At 45.3% G+C, this 13,038-nt stretch carries 10 protein-coding genes and 1 pseudogene; 1 reads left to right on the forward strand and 10 read right to left on the reverse strand.

What is annotated here, in order from left to right:
- The 5 genes and pseudogenes from L5M17_RS00005 to L5M17_RS00025 all read right to left on the reverse strand — a co-directional run.
- A pseudogene (locus L5M17_RS00005) lies at nucleotides 1-139 on the reverse strand (IS4 family transposase); the annotation flags it as partial.
- 455 nt (nucleotides 140-594) lie between these two features.
- Nucleotides 595-1,038 carry a hypothetical protein gene (locus L5M17_RS00010; protein WP_216822571.1) on the reverse strand — a complete coding sequence of 148 codons (444 nt, stop codon included), beginning with the start codon at nucleotides 1,036-1,038 and terminating at the stop codon, nucleotides 595-597.
- Nucleotides 1,035-2,273, reverse strand: coding sequence for a hypothetical protein (locus L5M17_RS00015; RefSeq protein ID WP_263144359.1), 1,239 nt, complete (start codon nucleotides 2,271-2,273; stop codon nucleotides 1,035-1,037). The genes L5M17_RS00010 and L5M17_RS00015 overlap by 4 nt, the downstream gene beginning before the upstream one ends.
- The gene (locus L5M17_RS00020) at nucleotides 2,230-2,679 is read right to left on the reverse strand and encodes a hypothetical protein (protein ID WP_263144362.1); all 450 of its coding nucleotides are present in this window, start codon (nucleotides 2,677-2,679) and stop codon (nucleotides 2,230-2,232) included. The genes L5M17_RS00015 and L5M17_RS00020 overlap by 44 nt, the downstream gene beginning before the upstream one ends.
- Nucleotides 2,676-4,865 carry an RNA-directed DNA polymerase gene (locus L5M17_RS00025; protein ID WP_263144364.1) on the reverse strand — a complete coding sequence of 730 codons (2,190 nt, stop codon included), beginning with the start codon at nucleotides 4,863-4,865 and terminating at the stop codon, nucleotides 2,676-2,678. Before L5M17_RS00025 ends, L5M17_RS00020 begins: the two co-directional genes overlap by 4 nt.
- Nucleotides 4,866-5,050: 185 nt before the next feature.
- Between L5M17_RS00025 and L5M17_RS00030 the strand changes: the two genes are divergently transcribed.
- Entirely contained in the window at nucleotides 5,051-5,176 is a 126-nt protein-coding gene (locus tag L5M17_RS00030) for a hypothetical protein (RefSeq protein WP_263144367.1), read from the forward strand.
- Nucleotides 5,177-5,500: 324 nt separating this feature from the next.
- Here the strand turns inward: L5M17_RS00030 and panP are convergent, their stop codons facing one another.
- The 5 genes from panP to L5M17_RS00055 all read right to left on the reverse strand — a co-directional run bounded on the left by panP (nucleotide 5,501) and on the right by L5M17_RS00055 (nucleotide 13,037).
- Complete coding sequence (gene panP / locus L5M17_RS00035; RefSeq protein ID WP_263144369.1) at nucleotides 5,501-7,150, reverse strand: pyridoxal-dependent aspartate 1-decarboxylase PanP; 1,650 nt, start codon at nucleotides 7,148-7,150, stop codon at nucleotides 5,501-5,503.
- Between the two features lie 295 nt (nucleotides 7,151-7,445).
- Nucleotides 7,446-8,666 carry a glycerate kinase gene (locus L5M17_RS00040; protein ID WP_263144372.1) on the reverse strand — a complete coding sequence of 407 codons (1,221 nt, stop codon included), beginning with the start codon at nucleotides 8,664-8,666 and terminating at the stop codon, nucleotides 7,446-7,448.
- 232 nt (nucleotides 8,667-8,898) lie between these two features.
- Nucleotides 8,899-10,257, reverse strand: a complete 1,359-nt coding sequence (locus L5M17_RS00045) for a GntP family permease (RefSeq protein ID WP_263144375.1) — start codon at nucleotides 10,255-10,257, stop codon at nucleotides 8,899-8,901.
- Between the two features lie 325 nt (nucleotides 10,258-10,582).
- A complete protein-coding gene (locus L5M17_RS00050; RefSeq protein WP_263144378.1) occupies nucleotides 10,583-11,590 on the reverse strand; it encodes a catalase family peroxidase in 1,008 nt (335 codons plus the stop codon).
- Nucleotides 11,591-11,798: 208 nt separating this feature from the next.
- Nucleotides 11,799-13,037, reverse strand: a complete 1,239-nt coding sequence (locus tag L5M17_RS00055; RefSeq protein WP_028760487.1) for a sugar diacid recognition domain-containing protein — start codon at nucleotides 13,035-13,037, stop codon at nucleotides 11,799-11,801.
- Nucleotide 13,038: the final 1 nt, after the last annotated feature.

Below are 13,038 nucleotides of genomic sequence, written 5' to 3' on the forward strand. Positions count from 1 at the left end.
TTCGACCTAACTCAGTCAAGGTCAGTGTCTTACATTCAATCAGTGCCTTAGAGGCCAGCATCAAGCTGTTTAATCGTTTTAGGTGAAGTTCTGGGCAGTATTGGTGTAAAGAATGTTGTAGGATATTGGCTTCGCGCATCTTGTTGTCCAAGTGTAGTTTTTAGCGAAACCATTTGATCATGCAACAAGATGCGCTTCCACCCTAATTTGATGATTTATTTGTAAATCATCAGGGGATTCTTCAGCGCTCTGCTTAAATAATAAAAGTCATTCCAGAGGGTTCGACGGCGGCATCTACTGCATATGGATGCGCGAATGCCGCGGTCACATGGTCAATTATGTTCCCGATATAATGGTGACATTTCCCATATCCCTATGGGTCAGATATGAATGAGCGGCCATGCCGCCAACGGCCACTTCAACGAGCGTGCTTAATTTCGTTAATTCCTGTGTACCTTTTAGCTGCAGTTTTTCACACTATCATCATTTATTTTCACGTAGATGCTTTAGATGAGCACTTTTTCATCTCAGAAACATGTGGGTGTCCCTCTTATTATCTTTTTCCTCGGTGTCCCTCTTTTCCTCTTTCATCTCTCACTTTGGAAATAAATCTTTAAGATCTGCGCCCCATTCGTCTCTTTTGGCTGAACCAGATTTATCTAAATGCCATTTGTGACGAAGTAGTTGATGTCGAATAGTTTCCTTCCAAGTAGGGTCATCCTTGCAAACTTCAAGTACCTGCTCAAACGCAAAAAGCATATTGGCCACAAACCAACGATATTTAGAATAATCATCTTCATTACGTGTAATCTCTATCTCCATACCTCTAGCAAATGATTCATTTTCAATACAAAGTTTAAGATACTCACTATATGCTGCATAAGCGGAAGCTCGTCTACTATCACGTCGAGCACTTTCAACTTGAGTTCGAGCAAATAACAGTGCCAAAACTGCAACTATTGCCATAACTATATTGGCCCAACCCGCCCATAAGCTAATATCAAGCAGGGCTGCAAAACCCGACTTAAAACACATCATTTTCTAACTCCTGCGGGTTGTGTTTTTATCTGGTTTCCGGATTGCATTGATTTACCAACACTGTCACGTCTAAAATCGAACATATTCATTTCAAACGTACTGATTGACACTTGGTTGTTACCATGACAGTGAGAGATCAATCGTAAGTGAGGGTCTCGGTAAGGTGCTTTTGCGCATGAGCCTCCATAGGCTCCTGTATTTACTAAAACCACCGGCTGGAACATGTGGTAGTGGAGAGCGTCAATCATAGTATCAAAAGTGTTTACATCCTTATTCAATGCACAAACAATATATGCGTTACTCTTGTCACGTAAGTCTGCACTTAAAGATATGTCTGTAGCGTCATAACAGATAGAGCCAGTTAACATAAAGCCTGGTTCGTCTGGAAATGCTGGATGGATCAATTCCAAGATTAACTGGTAAGGTCTCCATGATTTCACATGTCCGATTTCATCTTTCATCATGTTCTGTTTACCCTGAAAGCGGAACATAAACTGACGTCCATCACCGTCTTTTTTAGGTACGATCCAAATAGCAGTGTTAATTGGTCCAGGATGACCTGGTATGTCCAAAAAAACTAAACCTGCGTAAATAATCGCTCCCGTTTTATCAGACAGTCGTTCAAGAATATCAATATCGTCTTTATGAATGGATAGCTCAGGCCAAACTATCAAGTCAATGTCAGACTTACGTTTTTCTGGCTCGTCGAAGATACTGTTTTGGCTAACGACTTTATGTAACAACAACTCAGCGACTGCCGCAATATGTCGCCGATGACGAGCACGATACAGCGAGGTTTCCAGTTTAAACCCATGAGATGCGAAATCAGTATTTATAGGTAAAAGAGACTGAACCATAACAACTTTAAGCGTTTTTTTGGTCTTATCCCAATCCAGTTGAATTCGTTCAATATAGCCTGGCATGTCTGACAATTCACAATAGCAGGTACGCTGGAATTCAATCCGCTCATCAATCAGCTTCTTCAATGAGGTAAGATCCCACTGACTTGGCCATAGATAATTACCGTTTGCTGTTTTGGCACCTGGCCACTGGAGAAGGTGAAACAGCAGTCCAGTTAACCAACCAGTCATAGCGGCAGCCTCACCTTGTAAAGCAGTCGGCGCATGTGTCATGCCTAACTGACGTTTTAAAAAGCTGGTTTTTACGCCGCGATAGCCTGAATAGGATCGATCAAGATGATTTAAGCTTGTCCAATCGACATGTCCAATCGACATGTCCAATCAAACAGCTTCGTAGGAACATTCCGACTCGATACAGAGGTTTATTGTCCTCATTAACCCAATCGGGTATGGGATAGAGACACTCATCGTTTTGTTCGGTTAGTTCAATTTCAACTTCTTCTTGTAGTGACTGAATACGAGTCCAATCAGTACACTTAACCTTGCAGTTGGTAATATCAATATCGCGGAGAAATGCTGACTTATCTTTCAAAGCTGCTTGCAATAATTTAACAACCGCATTTTCATGGCGGAATGGATTGTCTGGACGTTTGATGACCCCCAATAAACCGATAAACAAGGGTTCAGCTTTATGTTTAAAGCGATTCAAATCCCCTTGAATTGCATTTTCTCTAATCCCTGTTTGTTTGATCAATGAGGTAATCTGCTTAGCCCAACTCATACGGCTTTCCCTGCCTCAAAATTCACCAACGCACTGAACAAATCCATATCGGTCATAGCTATGCCTTTACAGATAGGTTCAATATCCATTTTAGTAATTTTTTTGTCTTTTTTGAGCAGTAGCCCCCTCTTATTCAGTTTTTCAAGGAAGGCATCTATTGCCCTTAGCACCAGCGGTTTATCTGCGGCAAGCTGATAGGCCAAAACGCAGTTAGCAACAAAATCATCAACACTATGCTCAACGCTAATGCGCCGATACCCCTTCATTAACTTAGTAATCAAGTCAAAATGTGCACAGTCACTGTCGTCTCCTAATAATGAATCATTGCGCACTAACAATAAAAATCGCATTTGGCTTGATAAATAAGGATTGTCAAATTTGTCCTCACACAATAAGTTAACGGCTTCATCCTGTAGTGCTGCGAAAAAGCTGTTTACATCAGCATGGGCAGGGTTGGCCCAATGCTCTTTTCCATGAATAACAGTCGCAGCATGGCGAAAAATTTCACACAAACAATACTCAGATATCGCTTTTTGCTTAGCACAAGAACGCTTGCGTACTAATTTAAGTTGGGAAATAACTGGCTTTAGCAGTCTTTTATCTGGAAAGAATTCTAAGCCTTTTTTTAGTAGAAGCACTAAAGAGGGGTCTTTACTCCAACAGGCGATAAACCGCCTAGCCAGACGTTCTTGCAGATAATCCCAATTCCCAGGAATAGGGTTACCTGTTTCATCCACATCTTGGGCAATTAAACTGCGTTTTTGCCGTAGTAAGAAATGAATCTTATTAGCAGAAAAGCGTAGTAAGGTATCTTCTCGCACATCTTGCGTAGGGCCGTCAATCAGCGCAAGCGGGTTATTATTTTCATCAAGTTCTTTCGTCCGTAAAGATTCTGCCAAGCCGATTAAGCCTTCCAAATGCCCAAGTTGTTCGTCAATTTCATTTACCGACAATGGCCCACTGATTTTGCTTTGGATATTCTTTAGCTTAAATGAAATACCAGCTTTTTTTGCACGAAAGACTTCAATCTTGGTTTTCGCTTCTTGTATGTTTAACCCCAGTTTGTTCAGTTCACAATTAAAGAATTTAGAAATTTTATCTTTAATAACATTGATATTTTTTTCACGGCTGACGATGATTAATCGCATATCATCAACATAACGACAGGCATCCACCAATCGAATGCCTTCAATAATCTCACTATTTATCTGTTCAGATAACCATCGGTCAAAATCCAACAAATATACGTTCGCTAAAAAGCCTCCAGCGACAAGCCCCTGAGGAATTCCGCACGGGGCTTGTTTATCCCCGTCCGGGCAGCATACTGCCTTATAGGCAGTATCGGTGTCTTTTTTCCACTTCCAATCCTTAAAAGCTTTGAGCAGACGTTTCACCAAAACATCTTCTTCAACAACAGCCCCTAACTTATCAACCAATCTCTCTCGGTCAATCTTGTCATAGAACTTTTCTAAATCCAGATGCACTTCATACACACGCTCATCCACGGCTTTGTTTTGCAGTACTTCACCGCCAAAATGTGCAGGACGGGAGAGAAATTGTCGATAGTCGGAAAAGTACTTGCTGTAGGTAGTGCTGTTGCCCCAATTAAAATCCGCCTCATTACTATTAAATTTGCAATAAAGCCTATTGCCATAGCTGATAATGCCTTTGTCATGCACCTCTGCAAACTTGGATGAGGTATCGCCTTGCTCCGTTTCTACTTTATTTGCTAAACACATCATTAACGCTGTCATAATGGTTTGGTCGCGGATATCGATATGGGCAAGAGGCCTCAACTCCTTTATCTGCTTATTTTGCTCTACTGTAGGTTTCCATGCATATCGAATATATTCACTAAGTTCGCTTAATCCATCAAAATCTTCATCTAATGTAAAATCCATACTACCCATCTGAATGTGCTCAAAATCCCATCGACATGATTTGGGTGCAGGTACCAGTTGCAGTGGCTTAAACATGAAGCGCTTACTATTTAAATCTAAGATCCATTTATCCAGCAGTTTATCCAAGCCAATGGCAGAACGATCCAGCTCAAAGGTATCCGCATACCAATTGGTGCTGCGGATATATTGATGTGTTTTTTTCCAAGCTTGAGCCAGCACAACCTTATCGCTCAAACAATCGATATTCGCGCTTAATTCATGTTGTTTATTCGATAGTAAGGGCATGTTTCATCCTTGAGTACGATCTTATTTGTGATAAAACTGGTTGTGCCACCGATAAAACAGCAGCCTTGTTTGAAAAGCCAAATCCAGCCACCTATTCAAAAACAATAACATAATGTGCTTTCTGCTTACATTCAAGCGAATAGTCACTGAAGTGAGGTTTAGCTAGCCATCTATGGACGTTCCCGGTGAGTCAAGCCAATACTCTGTTCACCAAAGGTTTTTTACCTTCGTTTTCTGTTCAAGAAAAGAGTGAGGACACCCACACTTCATGGTTACTCTTTCGCACCATAATGCCTATGGGCTGTGGTTAAAATCGTAGCGATGTTATCACGGTATTTGTGTTTTAATATGCAGCAGATCACGCAGAAATTAGCCAAGGCGAATTCAACTGCGGACGTGACCTTCGATGACATGGATGTCATCGTAGAGCCGCCATGGATGGCTTTACGGCGAGTCACGGAAGCAGTTGAATTCGGCGTACAAATGACAATGAATAAGCGCTTAATCTTGTCTCTTTAACGTTCAGCTAATTTCGCACCATAAATAAAAACAGCCGCAAAGATCTTTGCGGCTGTTTTGCTATTAGAAAATTTATATCTGAAAACCGCTATTTGAAACTCATCATCCCAAACTTGCTATTCAGCCACCATCGCCATGAGTGCGGGTAAAAACTCGTTATCTAGTGCGGCGATTTCGCCTTGTTCGACCAGCACTTGATTGAGGATCTCATGGCTAGTCAAAGGGTTGGCGAGTACTACGCGAAACACCACGGTCGCTTGCCTAAAATAGCGGGCTGGCTGAATGCGGGTGCGGGAAACGAAGGACTTACCCTGTTCGCGTTGGTGCTTTTGAATAAACTGGGTCAGGCCATCGAGCAGCTCGTTAAAGCGCGCAAGTTTTACTGTGTCTGCTTGCTCACAGGCAAGTTGCATGGCGGCTTGCACTTTAGCGGGGACATAACGATAGGTGAGCAGGCACAGCTCTGGTTCAGTGACCAGCTCAAAATCCTCATGGGCTTTGATTTGTTCGGCAAAATAGCGGGCTTTTTCAAGGCTGTTATTGATTAAGATTTCATAACCATCACGGCCGATGATCTGTAAGCAAGCGTGCACTAACATCGCCATGCCGGGGCGAGAGCCTTCCAGCGTTTGGCTGCCTAAGTCCTTTGAACCACGGCGCAGAATATATTCGGCGTGATGGGCAATGGCGTGGGCAAACTCTGGGTCTTTAAATAACACCATGCCTGCGCCCATAGGCACGTACATTTGTTTGTGGGCATCGATAGTGACTGAGTCAGCAAGTTCGATACCTGCGAGTAAGTGGCGGTATTTATTGGATAATAAACTTGCGCCGCCCCACGCTGCATCCACATGGAAATGGCAGTTTAACTCTTTTGCCAGCGCAGCTAATTCTGTCAGTGGGTCAACATTACCGGTTTCTGTGGTGCCAGCCACGCCAACAATCGCTAACACTTTGATGTTCTTGCTAGCAAGTTCAAGGACGGCTTGGCGCATTTTTGCGACATCGACCTTGTTATCGCTGCCCGTGGGAATGCTGATGATATTATCACGGCCGATGCCAAGCAGATCGACGGCTTTGCCCAGCGAGTAGTGGCCTCGCTCCGAGACCAAAATCGCTAAATCGTCATAGCCGTAGTGGCGCAGTGCCTTGAGTAAGCCTTCGCGGCTGACGCCTTTAAACTCGCCATCGGCTTTCAATAATTGGTTGCGGGCAATCCACAGGGCCGTGATGTTGGCAACCGTGCCGCCGGAGCAAAATGCCCCGAGGGAATGATTGGCGCTGTGCATCCAGCTTTGATAAAAATCCGTATCTTGGGCATAAATCAAATGGTGCATCATGCCGAGCACTTGGCGTTCAAGCGGCGTAAATGCCTTAGAGGTTTCTATTTTGACCAGATTTTGATTGAGTCCCACCATCATTTTTGACAGCGGCAACACAAAGTAGGGCAATGCCGAGGTCATGTGGCCGATAAAACTTGGTGCCGCTGTGTGTACCGAATGCGCCACCAGATTCTGCATAATTTCGTCGGTGTAATCGGAGACAAAACGCGGCTGAGTTGGGATCTCAAAGGCTTGAAAATCGGTTTCGATTTCCGACAAGGGTTTTTCGAGCGCGGCGATACTGTCACCCAAAAAGCCTGCTAAGTCCTCGGAGAGCTTTTGCTCGATAATACTCAGTGTTGAGCTTGCATCTTCCGGTGCAGTAAAAATGCGCAGCAAACTTGCTTCGGATGCGGTGGCTTGGCGAGGGAGTTTCTGGGTCATGGGGCTTGCCGTCTATTAATTTTTATAGTGAAACCGCAAATTGGCTCGAAGAGTATAACGTACCAGTGATTCTCGACCAGTGATGCGCGATCATTGACTCTCAAATGTTCAATCAGCGGAATACCAAAAAGGGAGCTCACTTTACTGCAAGGCCTTTTAGGCATCAAGCACTAAAATTTTGTGTTACCAAAGCGTTGCGGCCTAAATAAGCAAAGGCGCCGTTATGGCGCCTTTATGTTTAACTCGACGAGCCACTCATCAAGCCTGAGCATTAGCCCTAAAATTCATGTTAGCCCTAAAATTTGCGTTGGCCCAACATGAGTACCGCGCCGATATTTCGGGCGGTATTGCAAAGGTTTAGCTTGGCATTGGCCAGCACATCATCAAGCGGACTTAAGTGCGGGATGATAGGGAAGATAGCCGCCATACCGTGATCCAATATGGCATTGGCGTTTTCACCGAGGCAGCCCGCGATACCGATAGTGGGAATGCCCTGCAGTTTGGCTTGCTTTAACACGCCCATTGGGGTTTTACCAAACACGGTTTGACCATCGATACGGCCTTCACCTGTGATCACTACATCGGCGCCACGGATTTTGTCCGCAAGGCCAACGGTTTGCATTACAATCTCAACCCCAGGTTTAAGCTCGGCATTTAAAAAAGCCATCACGCCAAGACCCATACCGCCAGCAGCGCCAGCCCCGGCATGATCGCGGTGATCACTAATGCCATTGCGGGCAATCACATCGGCATAATGGGCAAGAGCGGCATCTAGCTGCTTAACCATCTCAGGCGTCGCACCTTTTTGCGGACCAAAAATTGCCGATGCACCGCGTTCACCGCACAGTGGATTATCAACATCGCAGGCAACTTCGAAGCTGCACTCACGTAAAAGTGGATGAGCGTTTGATACATCGATTTGAGCAAGGTTCGCCAGCGCTGCGCCGCCAGAAGGCAAGGTTTTACCTTGGCCATCGAGCAATAAAATATCCAGCGCTTGGGCCATACCCGCGCCGCCATCGTTGGTGGCACTGCCGCCCAGCCCCAAAATGATGTGCTTTATCCCCCGATTAAGCGCATCACAAATCAGCTCGCCCGTGCCATAACTTGTGGTAAGCAGCGGATTACGTTGCTCCCTCGGCACATGGTGCAAACCTGAGGCTGAGGCCATTTCAATCACGGCAATCGCGCCTTGATGTGGCGATTTGCTCGTTGGATCTGCACGTGAAACTGAAGCAGAACTTGTATTCATAGCCGCGCCCAGAATGCCTTCCCCAAGGATGCCATAGTGCGCTTGCACTCTATGCCCCAGTGGCCCCATGACCTCTAAGCTGACAATACTGCCGCCCGTGGCGTCCACCATAGATTGCACTGTGCCTTCGCCACCATCGGCAACGGGTATTTTGATTATGTCGCAGTCGGGTATCACTTGTTTTAAGCCTTGTTCGATGGCGTTGGCCACTTCGAGCGCGCTTAAGCTTTCTTTAAATGAGTCGGGGGCGATAACTATTTTCATTAAAAATCCTACAGCTAAATGGGATAAAACAGGGCTCAATGTTGAACACTAAACCCAAGGCCACTTACGTTGGGCGCAACAACATCCCTGTGCTAAAACTGAGGTGATATAAAGGCATTTATATCCATCACTGGCACATTAATCTGTTGCAATTATTAGGGCGTATAACAGAGATATATCTTGGGCACGGCATGTGCCCAAGGGACAATATTGAATCAAGAACTCATTAATATTAGAGCAACACTAGGCTTAGCACATACACAGTTACCATGGATGTTACACCTTGGATTAGGGTCGCCATAGTTTGGGCTTTATAGGCTTGTTTGACGCTCATGCGGCTAAACTGGGTGACGACCCAAAAGAAGCTGTCATTGGCGTGGGAAACTGTCATTGCACCTGCGCCAATGGCCATTACTGTTAACACTCGGCCCATATCGCTACCAAGACCAATATCGCCAAGCATAGGCGCAACCAGTGCAGAGGTTGCGACTAATGCGACTGTCGATGAACCCTGCGCTGACTTAAGCGCGGCAGCGACGATAAATGGCATAAAGATACCGATACCCAGTGCCGACAGTGATGTGCCCAAAAAGTCACCGATAGGCGTGGCTTTTAATACCGCACCAAAGGCACCACCTGCACCTGTGATTAAAATAATCGGCGCGGCAGTGACGAGCCCTTGGCTGATGCGTTCGCTAAATTCGCTGATCTTATTCTCACCCTTTAACAGCAGCAGGGATAAAAACAGGCCAATCATCAGGGCATTAACAGGCTGACCAAGGAACACGAGCACATCAAACACACCTTCTTTACCCAAAGGCGCTGAAGGGAAGTTAGCGATAGAACCTAAACAAATTAATACGATAGGCACAAAAATTGGTGCGAAAGCTTTTAATGGGCTTGGTAACGTACCATAGCTTTTTTTCAGCGTTTCATAGTCACTGGCCTGCGCTTTAAGTTCTTCTGCGCCTTCACCATCGGGCTCAACATCGGCAAAGCGGTTTGCCCATAACATACCCGCGAGTGCCGCAACAGCGGCCACAAAGAGACCCACACCGATCACTAAACCTAAGTTGGACTCTAAGCCTAAGTTGCCTGCGGCGGCGATAGGGCCAGGCGTTGGCGGTACAAAGGTGTGAGTGGCGTACAGACCTGTGGCTAAGGCAACGCTCATGGAGACACTAGAGACCTTCATGCGGTTCGCCATCGATTGTTTCAGTGAGTTTAAGATCACAAAACCCGAGTCACAAAAGACCGGAATAGACACGAGATAACCGATAATTGACATAGTGAGTGTCGGGAAGCGTTTACCTAATATCTTGATCACCACATCGGCCATGGTGATGGCGGCGCCGCTTTTTTCCAGAATAATCCCTATGATAGTGCCTAAGACGATCACTAAGCCGATATAGCCTAAAATATTGCCAAACCCTGTGGTAATGGTTTTAGCGATTTCCCCGCTCGGCAAGCCATAGGCGAAGGCTGCGATAAAGGCGGCCAGAATTAAGGTTAAAAAGGGGTGGAGTTTAAATTTTGAGGTCGCGATAACAATAAATGCAATCACGCCGATGAGAATAAGCACTAAGTTCATAGTTTGTCCCGTTCAGTTCTTGGCTGAAGTTTTTGAGTAAGTTTTTTGACTTATATTGTAGGGCGCAGTGCTTATTTGGGCCTGAGTCCAAATGAGGGCTGCTTTAAGGTCATCCTATTATTGTGCAGGTATGTTTGAATAGCTTTGGCTAAATCCACGGAATTACCGCGTTATGTTTCGCCATTTTTGTGCTCATGCACAAAAATGCTTAGGTGAATTCGAATGCAGGAGGAGGCGTTTTGTCGGTAAGAGGAGGCTTGTCGATAAGGATTGGCAAATAGGGCTATTTGCCAATCCTAAACAGGAGGGACTTAACTCGACATCTTTATTGACGACGAATAAAGGATTCGACATAGGCTGCGGTGCGGGCATTGAGTATGGGATCGGCAGATGCAGTAATGCCCTTAGGTAATAACAGTGGGTTAAATATGCCTTTATCGCACTGTTGAACTTGGGGATCGCTGTCTCGCTCACCGTTAATCATCACTTGGCCTACCAGTAAACGCTGGCGAGTTTCAGGCCAGATCACAGTTGGGTCATTAATCTCATCCCCCATTTCGGCGAGTTGAATATAAAGGTTCCATTGTGCTGGCTGGGTTTTAATGCGCTCGAGTAATTCCGCCTTTAAAAAATCATCACTGAGATTGGCAAGTTCACTGGCTGACAGCCCGGCAGTACCAGCGACAGGTTCAAAAATCCATTTACCCGCGACCGTTTCATCTTGAAGAACACTGTTTTTTGGCGTGCTGAACAGGAAACTATTTACACCAAAGTAGCGGCTGTTGGCAAAACTTGGGCTTGGAGGCAACTGTTTAGCATAGTCGAAAAAAGCTTTGGCGCTGGGTTGATTATCAATAAGCCACTGTTTACCTTCAGGGCCTTGTTTCACTTTGGTTTGAAAGTTAAAAAATTCTTCGAGATTTTTGGCAAAGAAAACAGGAACGTTAGTGGTGACAAAGTTAAGGTTTTCTTTATCGCCGTCAATTTTGAGTGACATAAAGCGCCCAGCGGTTTTATCTGAGATCTGCGGATTTGTTCCGCCGAGGGAAAAGCGAGCTGTGACCTTGATACTATCTTGATTAAAAAATGGAATTGCCAACGTTTGTTGTAATTGTGGATTCGGTTTAAAACTGCCCGAGGTACAAAATCCCTTAGTGTGATTACGCAGTTTGACATTTTTACCCGCCTCGCGACTTGCCGCATCGGGTGTGCCGTTGACGGCATCGACCAGTTCGGGAATGGTTTTCTCGGCCGCGATTAACGAAGGTGAAGTCAGCGCTAAGCCGCTAATGAGACAAGCTTTGGCGAGTAAAGTCAGTTTGATTGAGGTCATTATCATTCCTTTCAATGGACTAAGTCGAGAGCGCTAGCATATCGACGCGATACTATATGAAAGGATAGGAAAGGGGATACGGTATAAATCTTTCAATTAATTTTTTAGTACAGACCAAGTTTTACTCAATTGATCTGGTTATAAGGTCTGCGCCGTCATCTGCGGGCTTTTTCTGGCTAATCTGTTGAGTTGCTAAGTTATTTGAGTATTAAGTTAAGCGAGTCGAAGTATCAATTAATTGCCCAAGATACAGGCTTAATAATCCATGCAGGGATTGAATGTCGGCTTGGGTGATTTGCTGAATTTTATCAAGGCGATATCTCAGTGTATTGCGATGAATAAACAGGGCATTCGCGCATTGCTGTGCATCGCCAAAGTGGGTGATGTAAGCCGCTAAGGTTTTGCGTAATTGGCCATTTTTATCCGCCTTGGCGAGTTGCTGATAGGGCGTTGCCAGCGCCTGACCGCGCCAGTCATGTTTTAGCCCTGCTAGTAACACTTGTAGGGAATAATCTTCAAACAGGTATTTATTCCCTTCTGCATTGAGCTGCTTACCGAGTGCCAAGGTTTCTTGAGCCGTGTGATAGGAGCGCGCTATCCCGCCTTTTTCCGGGAAGAAATGGCCTAGAGCAATTTTAAAGTTTAAATCCATTTGGGCGGGTAAGCGCTGCAACAGCTTATCGATACGCTGATTTTCGAGCTCAGGATCCCATTGTTTTCCATCTAAAAAAGCAGGCTTTAGGATCACCAACTGCGACATTGAGGTCATGGCAATCAAGTTACCACGGTCAGGATATTGCAATAGATGCAGCACTTGCTTGAGGGTTTCACTGACTCTGGGGCTGCGTTCATCGGCGGGCTGAGTGGATGCCTCAGCTAAGTACAAGGCCGCTGGGGTTGTGTCGGTTTTTAAATGGTGTTTCTGGATGTTTTTCTCGCTGATCTCAATAATGGCCGCAACTCTTGGTAGGCTGATATCAATGTCGAGCTGTTTTGCCCAGCGGTGCAACTGTGCATCATCGGTTTCAGCTTTGATCAGTTGCAGAATAAACTCTTCACGCTGGCGATTCTCCCATTGCAATTTATCCTGCAGGTTGGCTTGTTCAACAATCATTTCGGCGGTCATTTTAAGTAACTCACCATAATGGGTGAGCTCACGTGGATCACCGGTAATGCCGACGACGCCGATAATTTGTCCTTGATAATGTAAGGGTAAATTGATGCCAGGCTTAACGCCATGCAGCCCTGAGGCGACTTCTTGACTGATCTCCACATTGCGATTTTGGGCAATCGCCAGCAGCGCGCCTTCGTGGGTTGAGCCAATGCGCTTAGGGTCGCCTGAGCCTAAAATCACCCCTTGGCCGTTCATCACATTGATATTGTGGCCAATGATTTTCATTGTACGACTCACAATTTGCTTAGCAATGGCAGAATCAAGCAGATACATA

It is taken from the genome of Shewanella sp. SW24 (assembly GCF_025653395.1).
Taxonomy (GTDB): Bacteria; Pseudomonadota; Gammaproteobacteria; order Enterobacterales; family Shewanellaceae; genus Shewanella; species Shewanella oncorhynchi.

What these genes read in the sequence shown, in the direction of transcription:
- L5M17_RS00010 (WP_216822571.1), bottom strand. Translation starts at nt 1,038, where the DNA reads ATGATGTGTTTTAAGTCGGGTTTTGCAGCCCTGCTTGATATTAGCTTA.
- L5M17_RS00015 (WP_263144359.1), bottom strand. Translation starts at nt 2,273, where the DNA reads ATGTCGATTGGACATGTCGATTGGACAAGCTTAAATCATCTTGATCGA.
- L5M17_RS00020 (WP_263144362.1), bottom strand. Translation starts at nt 2,679, where the DNA reads ATGAGTTGGGCTAAGCAGATTACCTCATTGATCAAACAAACAGGGATT.
- L5M17_RS00025 (WP_263144364.1), bottom strand. Translation starts at nt 4,865, where the DNA reads ATGCCCTTACTATCGAATAAACAACATGAATTAAGCGCGAATATCGAT.
- panP (WP_263144369.1), bottom strand. Translation starts at nt 7,150, where the DNA reads ATGACCCAGAAACTCCCTCGCCAAGCCACCGCATCCGAAGCAAGTTTG.
- L5M17_RS00040 (WP_263144372.1), bottom strand. Translation starts at nt 8,666, where the DNA reads ATGAAAATAGTTATCGCCCCCGACTCATTTAAAGAAAGCTTAAGCGCG.
- L5M17_RS00045 (WP_263144375.1), bottom strand. Translation starts at nt 10,257, where the DNA reads ATGAACTTAGTGCTTATTCTCATCGGCGTGATTGCATTTATTGTTATC.
- L5M17_RS00050 (WP_263144378.1), bottom strand. Translation starts at nt 11,590, where the DNA reads ATGACCTCAATCAAACTGACTTTACTCGCCAAAGCTTGTCTCATTAGC.
- L5M17_RS00055 (WP_028760487.1), bottom strand. Translation starts at nt 13,037, where the DNA reads ATGTATCTGCTTGATTCTGCCATTGCTAAGCAAATTGTGAGTCGTACA.